This window comes from Rhizobium sp. Rhizsp82 (genome assembly GCF_047325115.1).
Lineage (GTDB): Bacteria > Pseudomonadota > Alphaproteobacteria > Rhizobiales > Rhizobiaceae > Rhizobium.
Genome location: NZ_CP168569.1, coordinates 310,144 through 328,000, shown reverse-complemented (window position 1 = coordinate 328,000; position 17,857 = coordinate 310,144). Strand labels below are relative to the sequence as shown.

The following is a 17,857-nucleotide window of genomic DNA, read 5'->3' as shown; positions in this document are numbered from 1 at the left end:
TTCACGCCAGAGTGCCGAAGCGCGTTACGTGCCCCTTCTTCTCAGCGGTTGTGAGCCAAGGCAGCCAGCGATCCAGAGAGCTGGGCCGTGTTCGGAATACGTCGAGACGCTGCCCCCTTGAAACGCGAAAGAGCTTTCGGCTATGGGCGGTTTGCCGCACAATCTGCCGAATTGATGTTCCATTCTTCGACAGCTCACGAACCGCCTCGTTCGTTTCCTGGCGGCGTAGATACCCTTCATACTGCAGCTTTTCAGCGTATGTCAGAAGCTTGGGAGCAACAACATTGCTGCCGACCGCCTGCCTGATCTGTCGCATCGTCTTGCTGACTGTATCGAGGAAGGCTCGACTGGAATTTTCCATTAGATGCCAGCGATCAGCAACCTGCTCAGCATTGGGCAATGCGTTCGCTATGGCCTCGGCAACGGTATGCGCAACCCATTATTGAAACTAGCGTTAAATTCGAGCGGCCGTCCAAGCCTTGCCGTGCCAGGATCGCGTATCCTTCTGGTATCTCGTCCCTCCTGGGCTATCACCGGCGTTTTCCCCGTCCGGTCCAGAACCTCGATCGCCATTGCAATCCGTGGATCATCCAGCGGCCGCAGCTCGGCGGAATCCGCCCAATAAAGGTGGATCGATCATTCGCCTGTCTCGAAGGTGCCAGGCACCGTGACAGGAGCAAGCGCATCCTTGAGCGCACTGTCGTCACCGTAACGTCCATTACGACGGACGGATTTCCGAAGTAGGGAGGCGCGACGGGTGACGCCCTGCCCCGACCACCCGCGCTATAGTGTTTCCCCAAGTCGTGCGCCGAACCCAAAAGCCCGTGCCGCCGGCCTCCGTTGAAGAAACCCTGTTGAGCTGAAAGCGGCTGCCTGAGCAGCCGCCAATAACAATCACTTACCAGCGGCTGCGTCTTCGATGACTTTCGCTACCTTCTCAGGGTGGGAGACCATTACGACATGGGACGCGCCCTTCACCACGACCGTCTCTTTGGAGTGAGCTCGTTCTGCCATCCAGCCCAGCGCCTCAGGTGGGATGTTCTTGTCCGCGTCACCGTATACAAACCAGGAGGGGACCGTCTGCCAGCTTGCGACAGTCGAAGCCTCGCCGAGTGCCTTGTCGGCGATCGGTCGCTGGGTAGCAGCCATCAGTTTACCTTCACTTGCCGAGACATCAGCGGCAAACTGGTCGTGAAACTTATCCTGCTGGATGTAGAGATCTTTCGATCCATCATCCAGGGAAACGGGCTCTGCGAGTGTCGGTGCCAGCGTGCTACCGGGGAACTTCCCCGAAAGAGCGAGTGCTGTTTCGCCAACGTCAGGCGCAAATGCGGCGACGAAGACCAATGACTTCACGTTTGAGCTGCCCTTGGCTGCCTCGTTGATGACCGACCCACCGTATGAGTGGCCTACGAGAACCACGTTGGTCTTAAGGCCTGCCAGTACCTTGCGGACGTAATCGCCGTCGCCCTTCACGCTTCTCAACGGATTGGCGACTGCAACAACGGGATACCCGTCCTTCTCCAACCGAGTGATCACTCCATTCCAGCTAGAGGCGTCAGCAAACGCTCCGTGGACTAGCACCACCGTGGGCTTATCTGCAGCATGGGCACCAAACGCCAAGCCAACGGTCAATGCTGCTGCGGTGAAAACTTCTTTGAACATGGTCACTCTCCTATTTGATTGTGCACAATCTATTTACGCGCAATCGTTTGTTTTGCAAGTGTCGCATACGGCGATCACTCGGATTTGAACAGCTCGCGACTATCTGGCGCGCCCCGGGCATCGAGAACCCGACCTACTGCAGCCGTTTCCCAAAACACAACGTACCCTCAGGGGGCATCCGCCGGTCTATCGCCATTATTGGCTCGACACTGGCCGTTACGGACCTCGCTGAACGCCTACTCGTACCCTGTCATCTCGAGATAACCTACGCCTGTGGTATAGCCTTCAAAAAAGATAGGGCCTTCCCAGTACGGCGTGGACGTGGCCATCCAAGATTGATCGTTCACCGGCTGAGTTTGAACATCAAGCGATTTCGACGGGACCTCAATCCGCCAGGACACCGGGACCTGCTTCCCATCGACCGTCGCGGTCCGCAGTGGGGTGAGACGAACTTGGTCTCCGGTCAGCGGCAATGTGCGCCCATCAGGAGAGATCCAGTTTGCCGAGATAAACCCGTTCTTGTCATCGCGGAGACGAAAAGCCATCAGCTTCTCGCCGCTCGCCAAGTGCAGCGAGAACCAATCCCACCCCGTCTGGTTCGAAGCCAGCGGTTGCGAGGACCACTCCCTGTCAAGCCACGCATTGCCACTCACTGTGATAGGCTTCCCCGACACCTCTATTGTTCCGGAGACTTCATAGAACGGCTGAGAATAGTAGTAGCTCGCCTGGCCGCTTGCCGACTTCACCGAGAACCCGTTGTCGCCCTGGAGCACAAGCGGACCGTTTGCCTTGAGGTTCAAAGCGTAATTAAAGTCTGGCCCAGCGGCTTTTAGTGAGAGGTTTGCCAAAGGATCGGAGCTGGAATTGTCGACGGCGGACATTGTCCATTCGTCTATCCAGGCGCGGAAGGGCGCAGCCTTGACCCCCGCTTGGCCCACGCCGCCACGGCCGAGCCGCTCCGCGACGTATTGGTGGTCGGGCGTCGTGACAGCGGCATGTCCGATCCATATCTGAGGGTCAGCGAAGCCAGCCTTGCTTTCCGGGGCGAGTGCTGATCGGAAAAGTGTCCACTGCGCTCCGTATCGCTTGCCGTCCTGCCCCTTGAGATTGGCAGTGACGTACCACCATTCGATGCGATACTCCGGATGCGCCCCATGATCTCTCGGAAAAGATAGTTCATGGCCGCGCTCTGGAATAGCGAAGCCCTGGGCGTCCGATCCTAATCCAGCGAACCCTTGCCCTAGCGTTTCTCCCGCTGAACCCATCATGGCGGCGACCACCAAAATCAAAGCAGCTGCTCTACCGCTCATTGGCAAAAATCCTAAGCAGATCGGCCGGATTTATCGTCGCAAGGCGACGGACAGGAAGAAACACCGAAGCGAGCGCCGCAAGAAAGGCGATTGCACCAAGCAACAGCCAGTCCAGGGGGAATACGTACATCGGCAACCGCCATCCAAAGGCTTCAACATTCACAATTGCCAGCAACACCCACGCTAATACAAGACCGACGGGTATTGCCGCGATAAACGTAGCTAGCCACAGCGCCAACGTTCGGGCGACCTCATATAAAGCTAGATTACGCCGACGCACCCCCATCGCCCAGACGGGCGCAAGTTGGGGAAGCCGGATTGCGGAAAGGGTCAGGAGACTGGAGAACATGGCGAAACCGGCTACGGCCAAGGTGAGGAAGTTTAGCGCATCAGTAACCTTGAATGTCTGGTCGAAAATCGCTCGCGATTGCCTCTTCAACGCGGCTTGATCTACGACAGCAGTCTCCGGGAGGCCGAAGTCCTCGATCAATTGTCGCTTCAGATCACCCGATTTATTAGGAGAAACACGCACGCCATATCGGAGCTTGGCGACCTGCGGGTAATGAGCAGTCAAAGCGTCAATCCCGATGATGACCTGCCCGTTTGGGTTTCCATAGTCAGAGAAGACTCCGACGACTTTTGCATTCCAGCCGCCGGGCATGGCTAGTGCGTCACCTAATTTCGCCGCACCGCCCCGCCACATCTGCTCGTTGACGAGGGCACCCTCACCTTTTGCGATCGTGTCCCAGACGCCAACCTGTGATGCGATCAGCGGCCAATGCTCGTGGTAGGTCGGGTCGTCCGCGACCCCAAAGACCTGAATCTGCTCCCCTGCAACATCGCCCTCAGTGCTCCAGATTGGCAGGACGGAGGTCGAGTGCGAGGGAAGCCAAGCCCGCAACCTCGCCGCTTCGTCTTCATCCTTGGCGGTGACGTAAAGCTCGGCGGCGAGACGTTGATCGAGCCACCCGGTAAACGTCAGCCGGAAACTGGAAACCATGGTGCCAACGCCGATGTTAGCCGACAGCGCCAGCAAAAGTGCCATCAAAGCCAGCGACAACCCGGGAAGTTGAATACGCGTGTCAGCCCAGAACCATTCGGTCATGGCGCTGCGTGACAAACGCTGCATGCCGATCAATACGGCTGCTAAAACTGACGGAAGCATGAGTGCTGCGCCCAGCAACAGGCACCCTAACACCGCGAAACCAGCCACCAGGCCCGATGCGGTCAGCGCTAAAGCGCCAGCAAGTGACAGAAGTATCCCCCCAACCCCTGCTTGGATCATCAGTCCTCGCGCAGACGCCCGTGCCCAAGCTCGCGGTTGCGCCGCGGCGAGAATTGGGAGCTTCCAGACCCTGTAGAGGCTTTGAGCGGAAGAAATCGCCGCCCCAGCAAGCGCTATACCCAGTCCAGCAAGCCACCACTCCGGGCGGATCGAGAGCGACCCGGAGACATTGGCCCCGTAAAGTCCTCGAAGGGTGGCCGCGACACCCGGCATGAGAATCGACGCAATCACGTAGCCCAGTATGACCCCGATCACGCCAGATGCCAGAGCGAGCATCGAAAGCTCAACAACGAGCATCGCTGTCAGTTGACGGAGAGAGATCCCAAGGGATCGCAACGTTCGAAATGTGCCGCGTCGTTGCTCGAACGTAAGACCTGTTGCCGAGTAGACGATGAAAAGACCGACGACAAAGGACAAGAAACCAAAAGCGGTTAGGTTCAGATGGAAACTATCAGTCAATCGCGCGACATCCGGTTGCTCCGCCGGTCTGCGGACAACGAGCGCGGGTGAGAACTGGCCAAGGGAACTGGCAGCTAGACTTTGCTCCGGGGCAACAACCAGACGATCGATCCGACCGCGCTTGTCCAAGAGTCGATCTGCGACAGCGATGTCCACGAAGGCTGCGCCCTCCGGCACGTTCGCGTCAATCCGGACATTCATATCCGTATTGCCACGGAGCTGTTCAGCTGTGGTGCTGGACACCAAAAGCTGCCCGCGCGGATCGAAGAAGCTCGTGAGCTCGCTTCCGCTCTCAATGGCGACCGTTTGGCTATCTCGGGGCATGGTCAAAGGGTCTATGCCGATTAACCGGATGCGGGCTGTCTCAAGGCGCACTATCCCTTCAATAACCGGCGAGACTTTGAGACCTGAGCGCCGAATCTTCCCATAGATCTCCGTGGAGATGCCGGTGCCGTCGTTAGCCACGATTTGCGCTAGCGCTCCCTGCTCTAAGACCGAAGCCGCCCGAGCATAACTTGCCCTTGCCTCGGTATTGATCGCTTGCACACCGGACCACAGTGCCGTTGCGAGCGCGATACCCATCACCAGCGTCAGGAGCTGCAAGGGTTTCCGACGCCAGTGGGACAGGAGGGCGCTGAAAGCTTGAACGCTCATTCGGCAATCTTCCCGCCTCGAAGGAGTACGGTACGATCCAGTCGAGCCGCTAAACGGGTCGAATGCGTGACAAGCAGCAGCGCCGATCCAGCGCTTCCCGCCAGATCAAGCATCAAATCAAGTACGGCGTCACCGGTTTGTTCGTCCAGATTGCCGGTCGGTTCATCGGCAAGGATAAGCCGAGGCTTGGCAGCGAGGGTTCGGCCTATCGCAACGCGCTGTTGTTGTCCTCCAGATAACTGTTCCGGGTATCGGGTAGTGTACTGCTCCAATCCCAGGGCCTCGATCAGCTTCCTTTCCCAGACGCTGTCGTGTCGCTTCGCCAGTTTCGCGTGGAAGGATATATTTGCAGCGACCGTCAAGGACGGAATGAGATTGAACTGCTGAAATACAAGGCCGACCTTGGTTCTTCGATATCGGGCCCGCTGGTCCTCGGAGAATGTGCTCAGATCGTCGCCGTCCATGACAACAGAGCCGCTGTCTGCCCGATCGAGACCGCCTGCCAGATGAAGGAGCGTACTTTTGCCGCTTCCAGACTCTCCTGTAAGAGCGACGCTCTCACGGGCCGATACACTAAGGTTGATCCCTTTCAGAATCTCGATTGGCCCTTCAGTGGATGGGTATGATTTGCGAACGGCGTCAAGGGTGAGGATCATTGTTCGCTCTGGCCACTTTCGAGGAGAAGTCGATTTGACTGACCTATGCAGGAAGCGGCCTTTCCACAAGGCCGCAGCCGGTTGATTTCAAAGCGCTCGTCCTGTGGCGGTCCGAGGGCTCTGGTCTGGACGACCTGCAGCGAGGCTCACGCAGGAGGCGGCCATGCGCATGTCGCGGTACTCTCAAACATTTGCGAGCTCACAGGGTTCCACGGCCGGTGGTTCGATGCGCGTCCATAACCGGCCACTTGAAAGCAATGACTCGAATGCGCACATGAACAGAAAGAGAACTTCAATTGGGAGCCTTCTCATGTCAAACGGTGGGTCCATTTCGAAAACTGCTATCGACAACCTGGGGGCTATCGCGAGATTTCGCCGTCAGTACCGGTCAAATAGAGGTTGGCTCGTTGGCAACAAGCGGATCCCGTCAGGCGCCATCGCTGCACTCGAGCAGAAATCTCTCCTGAGGGAGGTTGCGTTCAACGGCGAACCGACTCTCATTTTGACTGAAGACGGGAAGCGGGTCCTTGCAGAACAATCGCGCCGATAGCGGAGTACGCGTTCGAGCAACTGACGATGGTGGGCTCGCGCATACACCCCAAACTTTCCATCGGCTTGAGCAATAGACCTACCCTGCACTGACCGATCCGAACCAGGCGCCGTCGTCACACTCTACTTCAAGCCTGAGATTGCGCTGCTAGATCGCGCTGCGATAGGAAACGGTAAGCTCGCCCCACTCGAATTAAGATTTCTTCTTGAGCGCGCTCGGTTTATGAGCTGCTTTTGCTCCGGTCTTCGAACTCTCGACGATGACCTGCGGGTCTGATCGGGACGCTTTTATCTGGTGACCTTTGATTTTTGTAGGGCTGGTCTGCTTCTTGACGACGGTCCCAGTCGTCTCACCCTGGCTGGTTTTCCAGACGACATGGTCGCCCTTCTTCAGGTCCTTGCTCATGACCTACTCCATTCAACGACGCGTTCGAATCTTCAGCGCTTCGACATTACTTGGCGGTGACACGCAGCGCCCCTAGATCGCCAAACGTCCGATGGAGCGTCGTGATCTTATCATCAGCTACGTCCGCTGAGACTTCGATCTCGCCACTAAGTGTAGCGTCTTCTCGTCCATCTTCATTTGCGGACGGAGCATCACCACCACTGGCCTCAACACCCGAGGAATTCTGACGACCGGCGGCTTGAACAAACACATCTGTCCGCTCGATACCGATCTTTTGCACCAGATGCTCGACCGCGAGGTCCGCTGCTTCGCGCGTTTCAAAGGTTGCGGTCACGGTTTTGTTTTTGCTTCCTGACATTTTCGTCCTCCTTCGATAGGAATAGAAGTATCATCTGAGAACTAAGTTCCCGCACGCCAAGCTTTCAGCAACCGCTAGGTGCTCGCGATAAAGCAGGATGAGCAAGCCGCCGAAATCAAAGCCGCTCCTTAAAGACGACGATGCGCCGATCAGATCACGGCCGCGCCGCAAACGTATTCCAGACCAGCCCGCCCTTCCGTTTGACCCGGTTCCAGAGAGTTGAACCTGCGCTGGCGCTGCTCAAACAGCGGGCCGCCTTCCAGTTTGAAGCTTGGGGAGCGTTCAAGGGAGCGATCAAATGCAAAGGTAGTGTGCGAACTTCTTGACCGACCACGTAATGGCCAAATCTGCGAGATCGATAGGCATAGTTATCCCTCCACCGCGATTGCGGCGCTGTAATTTGCGATCGTGTTAATGAATTACCGGGGTTCACGGTGACTATCGTTTCCAGTCCAATAAACCTGTCGTCCAGATCCAGGTGATGAAGCGCTATAAGAAGAGCGAGGCTAAGCCCGCGACGGGCTCGTCTCACGGAATACCATCAGCGCTTCCGCAACGGTTAGGCTTGAATGCTCATCCAGAGCCGCGAGCACTCGGATGCGATCCGACAATGCGGCTTCGTGCCGTGCGTAGCGCAAAAGATCCTTGGCGTTTTTCAACCGGACGTACGGGACAGCATCGCTTTCGATCAGCTCATATGCATGCCCTGCCTCGCGCACCCAGGGCGGTGGAGCGTCATCGCGAAGGCCATCAATTGCGAAGCTGACGTCGGCACGTTTGACGACGAAGTCTGGTTCGGTCAGAGGCAAAGATTGGCACGACCAGGCCGCGACGTCATCGTCGACGTCACGCAGGCAGCCAATATCGCGGGGGAGTTGATCCCGAAACAACACCGGGCCGACGCATCGTACGGTGCTCAATGGATAGTAAATTTGAATGGGATTATGCCGCGCAACAGTGCGCGAGGAAGAGATGCTCATCATGCGCCCGGCCAAGCAGACCAATTATCGGACCGACTTGTTCCAATCCGATCTTTTCCCGACTTGCGACGTTATAAAGAAAAGGTGCGCAGATGGCCACACTGCGGTCGGAACAACTGGACCGATAGAACGATTTAGCTGGATCAACAGGAGAACGACATGACTGCGCATCGTGCTCAATGGAAAGGCCATCTCAAAGTTGGCGAGCTGACTTGTGCAGTAGGACTATACACGGCAGCGTCTACCTCGGAACGTATAAGTTTCCACATGCTCAATGGAAAGACGGGCAGCCGCTTGAAGCGCGAGCTCATTGACAGCGAAACCGAAGAAGTCGTCGAACGTGACCAGCAGGTCAAAGGTTTCGAGACCGGGAACGGTGAGTACATTATGATCGACCCGGAGGAAGTTGCGGCAGTGATGCCGGAATCGGACAAGATGCTCGAAGCCGAGGCCTTCATTCCGTGCGGCGACGTCGATGATGTGTACTTCGACAGACCGTACTTCCTCGTCCCGGCGGATGAGGAAGCAAACGATGCTTTCACCAGCATTCGAGACGCACTAAGTAAGACCAATTCCACTGCGATCGCGAGGACGGTCTTGTTCCGACGCATGCGAACCGTGTTAATTCGGCCGCACGGAAACGGGTTGATCGCCACTACCCTGAATTTTGACTATGAAGTCCGACCTTCTGAAGAAGCGTTTAAGGACGTTGTGAAGGTGAAGGTCGAAGGGGAGATGCTCGACTTGGCCAAACACATTATCGGAACCAAAATTGGCGATTTCGATCCCGGCAAGACTGACGACCGATATGAGACTGCGCTAGCCGCGCTCGTAAAGGCCAAGGCCGAGGGCAAATCGCTCCCGAAGCCTAAGCCGGTAAAGGTTTCAAAGCCCAACGATCTCCTGAAGGCCTTAAGAGAGAGCGCCAGCATGGGCAGCGGTTCCTCAGGGAAGCCGAAAGCAGCCAACGCAAATTCTGGCAAGAAGAAATCTTCAACCACTTCTTCTAAGTCCAAAACCACACATAGGAAGGCAAGCTGACAATGGCTCCGCGTCGTCCGTATTGGAGAGGCTACCTGAAACTGTCGCTCGTTACTTGCCCTGTCGCAATGGTGCCCGCGACGTCAGAAAGCGAGAAGGTTCGCTTCCATACCCTCAATGAAAGAACCGGCAATCGTGTTGTCTCCCAGTACATTGATAGCGTGACGGGCAAACCGGTCAAGGACGAAGACGAGGCCAAAGGATACGAGCGCGGCGAAGACGACTACGTCATTCTCACCGACGAGGACCTGGAATCCGTCGAGCTAGAGACCGTGCGCACCATCGATATCGAGAAATTCGTTTCGCGTGACAAGATCGAATGGATTTATCTCGATACCCCCTACTATCTCACCGCGAACGACAAGATCGGGGACGAAGCCTTTGCCGTTATTAGAGAAGCAATGAAAGCTCAGAATGTTGTCGGTGTCTCCCGTGTGGTTCTCGGCCGCCGCGAGCGCGCCGTTATACTGGAGGCACGTGGCGAGGGTATCGTCGTCTGGACGCTGCGGTATGGCGATGAAGTTCGGCCTGAGAACGAATATTTCACCGGTATCGACAAGAAATCGGACGCAGAGGGTGTCAACGCGCTCGAAAAGGTCATCAAGAAGCGTACCAAGAATTGGTCGCCAGAGATGGTGTCCGACCCAATCCAGGAAAGCTTGTTGAAGCTCATCGCCGAGAAGAAGAAGGCTAAGAAGCCATCGAAGAAAACAGCGGAAAAGAGCCGGGATGATGACAAAACAAAGTCCGACAACGTCGTCAACATAATGGATGCTCTGAAAAAGTCAGTCCAGAAGGAATTGAAGTCTCGCAAGGCTGGCTGACAAAGCCGTGGAGACCGCTCTCCGCAATCTGTTTCGAGCGCCGGGCAGCGTACGGTCCCCCAGTCAGGCGAGGTCCACCTTGGCCATTCACGGTATCGAAGCTACCGCACGCAGTCCCGTTTTTGCTCATCGTTTGTAGACCCGCTCACATCGGCGCACCTTGTTTTCTTCTCGTCCTCAGGCGTCGCATCCGGAGCTTTCTGGGCACCAGCGGCCGAGCCGAAACCGCTCGGGTTGGTGATGTCACCCTCAACAGACGATGAAGAGGAACTTGGGCCAGGAGTGGGACCAGCTTGGTCCGGGAGGCTTTCCGCCCCGGCCACACTGGCTGTTATAAGTGAAAGCGCTATCACCGCTGTGACTAAATTCAGCATTGTTTCAACTCCATCCTAGAGAGGGAAAACTTGGCCAGACCTTGGAGGTTCCCGAGGGCATTGGAAGCCAACGTTAGCGACGGAATGGTAAGCTGTTACGGGGAGCCCATTCACCGACGACACCTGCTCTGCCGTGTGAGTAATAGCAACGCTTTGCGCTTCGCGGTTATCCAGCGAATTCTACAAGTGGAAGCCATTGGGTGGCTGTGTCATTAACAATCATGCTGCCATCGTCGCCGATTCAACGCTTTCTGCGCCAGCGCGAGACCGAGCGCCTGACCGTTTCGCGCACCGTGCGCAAGGCCACCTTTCTCGTACATCAACGCTGAGCCGCTCGCCGTGCGCTTAATGAAGTGCGGAAGACGTAGGCGCGTTTGCTTTAGTGGAAACTAAGCCTACAAAATGTGTGAGAAGGTGTTCGGTGATTTCTGAACCGCTGGCACCTTGGTTGTAGAGCATAATGGCTCGATCACACAGAACGTTTGCTACCTCTTCTTCGAAAGGTACCGAGTAGAAGCTAAACCACTCGACAATCGCCTGAAGAAGCGGAGCTTCTGCATTCTCATTAACACTTTGCACAAGCCACCCCAATCGGTTTTCCTAAGCAACAGGTAGAGATCGCGGTCGGACAGGTTGGGTGCTCGCCTGGCGTTTCGTTGCCCGCAGCGAGAAACCGGAAAAACCGCTGCGTTCACCATCCCCGTCGCGTCCGGTTGACACAGCCGCGATCTCAGAAGATGAATGACCAGGCAGCGAAGACGTTCCGCTTTCATTTTATTTCGTACGAAAGCGCACGGTCTTCGAGGACATCTGGCCACAATACGTTCGACCTGCCGGTCGACCAATCTCACTCAGCGTCATTGAAGGATTTGCGGCGCTCCGTCTCCGGTCCCGCATGACACGGGTGACGGCGAGGGTCACCAGCATTGATATCCTTCGTCCTTCAACAATGGAGGCCACGAGTGGGTTGCTTGTAAACAAGGTAGCTATTGTCACGGGTGCATCGTCAGGTATCGGCCGCGCGGCCGCATTGCTGTTCAGCGCCGAGGGTGCGGCGGTTGTGCTTAATCGGAGAAAAACAGCAGCGCTCGGCCATGTGTTCGACAGCATTCGTGCTCTAGCAGGGACAGCTGATGCAGTTCCTGGCGACGTCGGCCTGCCGGAGACAACATGACAGGCTGGTAGCACTGGCGCATCAGTCCTTCGGACGGTTAGCCATCGCCTTCAACAACGCGGTTTTCATCGGCCCCCGAAAGCCGCTGGCCGAGGTCGACTTGACGGAATGGCACAATACCGTCTCGACAACGCTGACGTATGCTTTCCTTTGCTAGCCGTATCTAAATTCCGGCGATGCATCAGACTGGAGGCGGCAGCATCATCTTTAAATCGAGCGTTGTTGGCACGAGCGTCGGGCTCCCCGGTGCCACTGCCAAGGCGGCCTGATGGGTCTGGTGAAAGGTATCACGGCGGATTACTGCTGCCAGGGCGTTGGGGCGGCCCGGCTGCACGCGATCAAACGGATCTCACAACCCGAGGAAATCGCAAATGCCGCCCTCTTCCTTGCCATGTCGAGCTTTGTTATGGGTTCACCGCTTTACGCGAATGGTGGGAATTCCGCAGTCAAATGACAGTGGCCGCCGAAGGATAGCCGTACCGGCGGCGTTCCTCTACATCAGACGGCCCTGGCTAATCAGGGCCTTCCTGCATAAGCAGTGCGAATTCCTCGGCAATAGGGCTACATCCGACATCACCGAACGATCTTCAGCTCCATCCAGTCCGCTGTCATCCGTTCACACTGAATTCAAGTCGCGCCGAGAAGCCGAGATATCGATGCCGCAAAGGCACAGGTCGATGTCGTGCCAATCTTTGCCAGCCGGCAAAGTTACAAACGGATTTTTGTCTCGCCATACGAGGCCATCCCGACAAGCATAGCCAACTCGCGGGGCGTCTCGTAGATTGTTGCTCCATCCACAACCGAGTTACACCCATCAGACTTCTAGAAAGACTGTACGATATGTCGGCTGACGGTTCGTGTCACGGCGGCTAAATTTCCAAGGGGCGGATGGGATGCCAACCACCATTAGGCTTCGATAATATCGGCGCGAACCTAAAATTCGTTCCGCCACAACCCACCGAACCGCTCTGAACCACCCTTTCTTCGCCCTTCGCCCGGGTGTAAATCTCTTCGGGAAGAAGGAGATGCGATGAGTGATGCAGTAGTGATTGTGCCAAGCAAGACAGCTGACGTGGGCAGGCTGTTCAAGCTTGCCAGGCAAGACACACGCATAGCCGTTGAGGGAGAAAGCCATCCTCCAGTGATCTCCGCTTTCGTCACTCGTGTACGCGAGACGCTAAACCGTCTCGTAATGCCTACGGCGGGGCTCGTCGTGCTCCTGGAAGGTACTAAGGACATTGTCTCGGGTACCGAGCACCGAATTTATCGAAGCGGCGACGCCTTCATTCTCAATGCCAACGAGCATGTCGATGTGGTCAATGAACCAGATCATAAATCCGGCTTTTATCGAGCCCTCTTCGTGCGCTTTGATCGCGCTCTGATCATAGAGGCCGCACGCTTGTGGCCACAGTTCGTGAACCAGGAGCTACGATTACGGGAGCCTCTGCTGACAGACGACCTTTGCTCCGCACTTCTCCACGCGGCCGAAGCCCTGTCTTATCAAACGCGAGTTTCCCGCAGGGTCGCAGAGCACCGCTTGCTTGAGGTGCTGCTGATACTGGCTGAGCAGGGCGCGATTTCGCTGACGCCGAAATATGTGGATGGTTCAGTGGTGGAGGCTGTGCGTCTCCTCGTTCGCCACCGCCTGCACTTCCCGTGGACCACGGCAGCAGTCTCTTCGGAATTCTCGATGTCTGAGGCCACCCTTCGCCGCCGCCTCAGCGCGGAGGGCCATTCGCTTCAGCACCTTTTGCTAGATGAGCGTATGAAAGCTGCCTTCACCATCTTGAACGACCGTGACGCATCCGTTGCCGAGGCGCTAGCGGCGACTGGCTATCAATCTCGTTCGCACTTTTCGAAGCACTTTCAGCAGCGCTTTGGTGCGACACCGTCAGAGGTACGGTTACACAGGTCACAAACGCGGCTGCCTGACTGAATCCGGCCCAAAGCTGATCGGTTCGGGTCCAGATTTTCGCAGGCGCATCGGTATCCTCACCAATAGAAACAGTGAGGATAACCACTATGCACCACTACCTGCGAACAATGAGCGCTGCCTTCATTGCAGCGTTTGCCACAACGGCGGCTGGATCATCCGACATTATCGGCCTCAAGGTCACGATTCCTGGTCTTGGCAAGGCTGGACGTTTGCCCGACAAGGCCGCCTTTTGCGCGCCGTCTACTGTCTCTGGAAACAACATCAGCCCACCAGTTACCTGGTCCGCAGGACCGGGCGGCACGCGCTCCTACGTCCTACTGATGACGGACCCCGATGTGCCGAAGGACTTCAGCCAAATCAACAAGTCCGGCGTCGTGATCCACCGCAATGATCCCCGTGTGTCGGTTTTTCATTGGGTTCTCGTAGACATTCCCGCCGATCTGCGGTCGCTTGCGGAAGGGATTGAAAGCGCGGGCCTGGTTCCGCACGGCAAACCAGTTGGCGAAACAGCGCACGGACGCAGGGGCGCTAACGTCTATTCCAGCTTTCTCGCGTCAGACGCCGAAATGGCTGGGACGTACGGTGGTTATGATGGCCCTTGCCCGCCAGTGAATGATGAGCGCCCACATCGGTACGTACTGCAAGTGTTCGCACTGGACGTACCTTCTCTCGGCCTCGGTGGTGTGTTCGACGGCGAGACAGTCACGAAGGCCATGAGGGGGCATATACTTTCTACGGGCATTGCTACTGCCACTTACTCGCTCAACCCGAGCATCACCCGGCAACAACATGGCCAGTAACAAGACGATATCGAGGAACCTGGGATGATTAAGAACGACGCTGCAGCATCAACTCTGTTTTCTCGTGACGCCGAAGGGTGCGACAGCCTGCGCCGACGGTTGATCCCCTGTTTCGATAAGTTCTACGGGACCGCCCTGGAGTTAACCAAGAATGGCAGACCTGTGCCAAGTTGACGGTGTTCGACATAGGGGCCGGGGCCGGCCTCCTCTCTGCAAAGGTCCTACAAGTCGTTCCAGGTTCAAAAGATTTGCAGTGCTCGGCGGATCATCGGCCATGCCAGAGCAAGCTCGCATTCGTCTCGGGACAAGCGTGGATCTGGAGTTCCGACATGCGGAGATGGCGGACGCAGTGCTTGGGCATGCTCGCCCCTTACTAGCCTTTGGTGCGGAGGTGACATTGACCTCAACCTGCAACATCACGGGCATTCCCGTTGGCCGCAATTTCCAACGCTCGGCTTACGTCGAGATCGGTCTGGCTCGGACCTGTTGCGCGTTCGCAGGTGGAGGCAGCACGGCGAGCAACAGGATCGTCCCGGCGCATTTGGCCTGTTTGACGACGGAACTCGCGCCTAATCCAGGCCTTCGTCCATGGAGTGGACTTCAACGGCCTCAAATCTTTGAGACCTTGTACCAAATCGTATCTCAGAGCCGTGACCAACGTTCCCGATACAAGTTCGCATTTTTCAGAAACAAGCCAGATACGCCGGTTCCCTACACCCCCTCCGCCAAGTGTCGTCACCACGACATAACCCAAGGAGAGGCATCATGACTGCTATCAGAACATTGTCCCGCCGAAACTCGACAACCGGCCGTGCTTTCGCATTTGCGCTGGGCTCGATCATGCTGCTGCCGGTGGTGGCCCTGCAGGATGCAAAGGCTGCCGAGCCAATCACTACGACGTCCGCCGACAAGACATCGGACGACAGTATTCGCCCTTTCAAGATCGATGTGCCACAGTCCCAGCTCGACGACATGCGCAAGCGTATCGCCGAGACCCGTTGGCCGGACAAGGAAACCGTCGGCGACATCTCCCAGGGCATCCAGCTCGCACGCGTTCAGGAACTGGTTCGGTACTGGGGCACCGATTATGATTGGCGGAAGGCTGAAAAGGAGCTGAACGACCTTCCGGAATTCATCACCACAATTGACGGCGTCGATATCCAGTTCATCCATGTTCGCTCGCGCCATCCGAACGCCCTTCCCCTGCTCCTGACGCACGGTTGGCCCGGCTCCCAATTCGAGTTTATCAAGGCCATCGGCCCGTTGACCGATCCCACCGCGTTCGCCGGTCGGGCGGAAGATGCCTTCGATGTGGTGATTCCCTCGATCCCCGGCCACGGCTTCTCCGGAAAGCCAACGGAACTGGGCTGGGGTCCGGATCGTGTCGCCAGGGCCTGGGACGTCCTGATGAAGCGGCTCGGATACAAGAATTACGTCTCGCAGGGCGGCGACCATGGATCGGTTATTTCCGATGCTCTGGCACGCCAAGCCCCTGAAGGCCTTCGCGGCATTCACCTGAACATGCCCGCCACCGTCCCTGGCGAACTGATGAAGGGCATCAACGCAGGCGACCCCGCACCGGCCTCCCTCGCGCCCGACGAAAAGGAGGCTTACCAGTCCCTGAGCACTTTCTTTGGCAGGAACGCTGCATACGGCGCAATGATGGTCACCCGTCCGCAGACCATCGGATACTCGCTGTCTGACTCGCCGGCTGGTCTGGCGTCTTTCATCTATGAAAAATTCGCTCAGTGGAGCGATAGCGATGGGGTGCCGGAACGCGTGCTATCTCGCGACGACATGCTCAACGACATCACCCTCTATTGGCTCAACAACGTCGGCGCATCGTCGTCCCGCTTCTACTGGGAAAACAACAACAACAACTTCAGCTCCGAGACCCAGAAGACCAGGGACATCAAGGTGCCGGTTGCCATCACGGCCTTTCCCAAGGAAATTTACAAGGCACCGGAAAGTTGGAGCAAGCAGGCTTACCCGACGCTGGTCTACTACAATCAGGCCGCCAAGGGTGGACATTTCGCCGCCTGGGAACAGCCGCAGCTGTTCGCCGAAGAACTACGGGCGGCATTCAAGTCGATGCGATAAAAGCGCGGGGCAGCTCCTCAGGCTGCCCCCTTTCGACGAGGCTTGGCGGGCAATCCAGGGACTGGTGAGCGGCTGTGCGATCATAGTCATCCTTGGTCGCCATCACCGACATACGCTGGCGCCGGCCACCTTCGGGCCGCTCGATAAGGACCTCCTGACGGTGCTTCGACATATCAATCGCTACCAGCACGGCGTTTGTGGGAGTAGAAAGATATTTGGTCATGGCTTGTCGTTTCCAAAGTGTTGCCTCGACAACTTCACTTTAGAGACCTGTTGACCGGCCATGACCACCGCCGGCGGCGCGCTCCGCTACACACGGCTACGCGCGCCGCCGGCTCTGTCAGAGCAAGATTCCCGATGTGCTACGGCACGGAATTCACCTCGAATGCGATCCTCGCCTGGTCGAAGGATCACAAAGTCGACTGGCATTACATCGTGCCGGGAAAGCCAATAGCAACGCATTCCATAAGCACCAGGTAATATTTAAGCAATTTCTGCGCGTTAGGCATTAGAACATTCTACGAATGCGTTTCAGGTCAGATAGGAATGGGTTCCCATTTTCCGTATTTTCATTGTGTTTTTTCAAAATGCTGCGGACATTTTGCATGACTTCCTACAGTCTTCTTTGCGCGGGAGGAGGTGTAATGCGTCGATTAAGGGTTTGTCCCGGCGGCCGTAACGGACAACTGTTCTACCGCAACGCGATCTGAACGTCGGCTTCCCGACAAGTAGGATCGGTGCCCTTGCTAGCCCACGAGCTTATGTACCGTGCCCACGGTCATGTCCCCGACCAAAGCCGTAATGACGTCCAGGCCGTATGGCTTAGGTATGAATACGGCGTCGCCGGGGAGTTCTTCAGATTGGAGCCGATGTCCGCCCGAAGCGACGATGACGGGTACGTTCATGTGGCTCGTCGAAATCATCCTTGCGAGATCGAGACCGCTCAGGCCGCCCGGCATGTCGACGTCCGTGATGACGGCGTCGATCTTCCGTTGTCCGAGGACGGCCACGGCTTCAAGGACGTTGGCAGCCTCGACCACATCGTAGCCCTCGTCGAGAAGGGTGTCGGCGAGCATCATCCGAATCAGGAATTCATCTTCGACGATGAGAACCGTAGGTTGGTACATGGCAGTCTCCGCTCCGTGGTCACGAGAGGAACTCGCGTATCCACATTTAGATTGCCCCTCGAAGCGGAGTATTTGCCGACATGTTTAATAAAATGCGAACGGTTGGGGCGCCGTGAGCGAGGATTTCTGCTTCTTCAGAGTTGGCGGATTGCTGCTTGG

At 56.8% G+C, this 17,857-nt stretch carries 14 protein-coding genes and 3 pseudogenes; 7 read left to right on the top strand and 10 right to left on the bottom strand.

The window, feature by feature from the left end; genetic code table 11:
- Nucleotide 1 precedes the first annotated feature (1 nt).
- From ACEN84_RS01600 to ACEN84_RS01570, 7 genes are all read right to left on the bottom strand, one after another.
- Nucleotides 2-400, bottom strand: coding sequence for a hypothetical protein (locus ACEN84_RS01600; RefSeq protein ID WP_165402641.1), 399 nt, complete (start codon nt 398-400; stop codon nt 2-4).
- Nucleotides 401-894: 494 nt separating this feature from the next.
- Nucleotides 895-1,665, bottom strand: coding sequence for an alpha/beta fold hydrolase (locus tag ACEN84_RS01595; RefSeq protein ID WP_148195155.1), 771 nt, complete (start codon nt 1,663-1,665; stop codon nt 895-897).
- Nucleotides 1,666-1,901: 236 nt separating this feature from the next.
- Nucleotides 1,902-2,975, bottom strand: coding sequence for a lipocalin-like domain-containing protein (locus ACEN84_RS01590; protein ID WP_130279502.1), 1,074 nt, complete (start codon nt 2,973-2,975; stop codon nt 1,902-1,904).
- Complete coding sequence (locus ACEN84_RS01585) at nt 2,965-5,373, bottom strand: FtsX-like permease family protein (RefSeq protein ID WP_413708939.1); 2,409 nt, start codon at nt 5,371-5,373, stop codon at nt 2,965-2,967. The genes ACEN84_RS01590 and ACEN84_RS01585 overlap by 11 nt, the downstream gene beginning before the upstream one ends.
- Nucleotides 5,370-6,029, bottom strand: coding sequence for an ABC transporter ATP-binding protein (locus ACEN84_RS01580; RefSeq protein WP_112716129.1), 660 nt, complete (start codon nt 6,027-6,029; stop codon nt 5,370-5,372). The genes ACEN84_RS01585 and ACEN84_RS01580 overlap by 4 nt, the downstream gene beginning before the upstream one ends.
- 742 nt (nt 6,030-6,771) lie before the next feature.
- Nucleotides 6,772-6,984, bottom strand: coding sequence for a DUF2945 domain-containing protein (locus tag ACEN84_RS01575; protein WP_112716125.1), 213 nt, complete (start codon nt 6,982-6,984; stop codon nt 6,772-6,774).
- Nucleotides 6,985-7,030: 46 nt separating this feature from the next.
- The gene (locus ACEN84_RS01570; protein WP_413708938.1) at nt 7,031-7,342 is read right to left on the bottom strand and encodes a hypothetical protein; all 312 of its coding nucleotides are present in this window, start codon (nt 7,340-7,342) and stop codon (nt 7,031-7,033) included.
- Nucleotides 7,343-7,439: 97 nt separating this feature from the next.
- Here ACEN84_RS01570 and ACEN84_RS01565 point away from each other — a divergent pair.
- Nucleotides 7,440-7,587, top strand: a pseudogene (locus ACEN84_RS01565) (ATP-dependent DNA ligase); the annotation flags it as partial.
- 261 nt (nt 7,588-7,848) lie between these two features.
- Here ACEN84_RS01565 and ACEN84_RS01560 read toward each other — a convergent pair.
- On the bottom strand, nt 7,849-8,325 hold the full coding sequence (locus ACEN84_RS01560; RefSeq protein ID WP_413708937.1) for a hypothetical protein: 477 nt from the start codon (nt 8,323-8,325) through the stop codon (nt 7,849-7,851).
- 156 nt (nt 8,326-8,481) lie between these two features.
- Between ACEN84_RS01560 and ACEN84_RS01555 the strand changes: the two genes are divergently transcribed.
- From ACEN84_RS01555 to ACEN84_RS01530, 6 genes and pseudogenes are all read left to right on the top strand, one after another.
- Nucleotides 8,482-9,363, top strand: a complete 882-nt coding sequence (locus tag ACEN84_RS01555) for a Ku protein (RefSeq protein ID WP_413708936.1) — start codon at nt 8,482-8,484, stop codon at nt 9,361-9,363.
- Nucleotides 9,364-9,365: 2 nt separating this feature from the next.
- Nucleotides 9,366-10,187, top strand: a complete 822-nt coding sequence (locus ACEN84_RS01550) for a Ku protein (protein ID WP_130279506.1) — start codon at nt 9,366-9,368, stop codon at nt 10,185-10,187.
- A 1,323-nt stretch (nt 10,188-11,510) separates the two neighbouring features.
- Nucleotides 11,511-12,189: pseudogene (locus ACEN84_RS01545) on the top strand (SDR family NAD(P)-dependent oxidoreductase).
- A gap of 576 nt (nt 12,190-12,765) precedes the next feature.
- On the top strand, nt 12,766-13,671 hold the full coding sequence (locus tag ACEN84_RS01540; RefSeq protein WP_413708935.1) for a helix-turn-helix transcriptional regulator: 906 nt from the start codon (nt 12,766-12,768) through the stop codon (nt 13,669-13,671).
- A gap of 86 nt (nt 13,672-13,757) precedes the next feature.
- The gene (locus ACEN84_RS01535) at nt 13,758-14,471 is read left to right on the top strand and encodes a YbhB/YbcL family Raf kinase inhibitor-like protein (protein WP_130279508.1); all 714 of its coding nucleotides are present in this window, start codon (nt 13,758-13,760) and stop codon (nt 14,469-14,471) included.
- 840 nt (nt 14,472-15,311) lie between these two features.
- Complete coding sequence (locus ACEN84_RS01530) at nt 15,312-16,571, top strand: epoxide hydrolase family protein (protein WP_413708934.1); 1,260 nt, start codon at nt 15,312-15,314, stop codon at nt 16,569-16,571.
- 58 nt (nt 16,572-16,629) lie between these two features.
- Here the strand turns inward: ACEN84_RS01530 and ACEN84_RS01525 are convergent.
- Both ACEN84_RS01525 and ACEN84_RS01520 read right to left on the bottom strand, forming a co-directional pair.
- A pseudogene (locus ACEN84_RS01525) lies at nt 16,630-16,794 on the bottom strand (IS110 family transposase); the annotation flags it as partial.
- A 523-nt stretch (nt 16,795-17,317) separates the two neighbouring features.
- Complete coding sequence (locus ACEN84_RS01520) at nt 17,318-17,698, bottom strand: response regulator (RefSeq protein WP_148195159.1); 381 nt, start codon at nt 17,696-17,698, stop codon at nt 17,318-17,320.
- Nucleotides 17,699-17,857 lie beyond the last annotated feature (159 nt).

Bases quoted from the DNA above. Each gene is read 5' to 3' on its own strand.
- ACEN84_RS01560 (WP_413708937.1), bottom strand. From the start codon at position 8,325: ATGATGAGCATCTCTTCCTCGCGCACTGTTGCGCGGCATAATCCCATT.
- ACEN84_RS01530 (WP_413708934.1), top strand. From the start codon at position 15,312: ATGCTGCTGCCGGTGGTGGCCCTGCAGGATGCAAAGGCTGCCGAGCCA.
- ACEN84_RS01535 (WP_130279508.1), top strand. From the start codon at position 13,758: ATGCACCACTACCTGCGAACAATGAGCGCTGCCTTCATTGCAGCGTTT.
- ACEN84_RS01555 (WP_413708936.1), top strand. From the start codon at position 8,482: ATGACTGCGCATCGTGCTCAATGGAAAGGCCATCTCAAAGTTGGCGAG.
- ACEN84_RS01575 (WP_112716125.1), bottom strand. From the start codon at position 6,984: ATGAGCAAGGACCTGAAGAAGGGCGACCATGTCGTCTGGAAAACCAGC.
- ACEN84_RS01590 (WP_130279502.1), bottom strand. From the start codon at position 2,975: ATGAGCGGTAGAGCAGCTGCTTTGATTTTGGTGGTCGCCGCCATGATG.
- ACEN84_RS01540 (WP_413708935.1), top strand. From the start codon at position 12,766: ATGAGTGATGCAGTAGTGATTGTGCCAAGCAAGACAGCTGACGTGGGC.
- ACEN84_RS01550 (WP_130279506.1), top strand. From the start codon at position 9,366: ATGGCTCCGCGTCGTCCGTATTGGAGAGGCTACCTGAAACTGTCGCTC.
- ACEN84_RS01585 (WP_413708939.1), bottom strand. From the start codon at position 5,373: ATGAGCGTTCAAGCTTTCAGCGCCCTCCTGTCCCACTGGCGTCGGAAA.
- ACEN84_RS01580 (WP_112716129.1), bottom strand. From the start codon at position 6,029: ATGATCCTCACCCTTGACGCCGTTCGCAAATCATACCCATCCACTGAA.
- ACEN84_RS01520 (WP_148195159.1), bottom strand. From the start codon at position 17,698: ATGTACCAACCTACGGTTCTCATCGTCGAAGATGAATTCCTGATTCGG.
- ACEN84_RS01595 (WP_148195155.1), bottom strand. From the start codon at position 1,665: ATGTTCAAAGAAGTTTTCACCGCAGCAGCATTGACCGTTGGCTTGGCG.
- ACEN84_RS01570 (WP_413708938.1), bottom strand. From the start codon at position 7,342: ATGTCAGGAAGCAAAAACAAAACCGTGACCGCAACCTTTGAAACGCGC.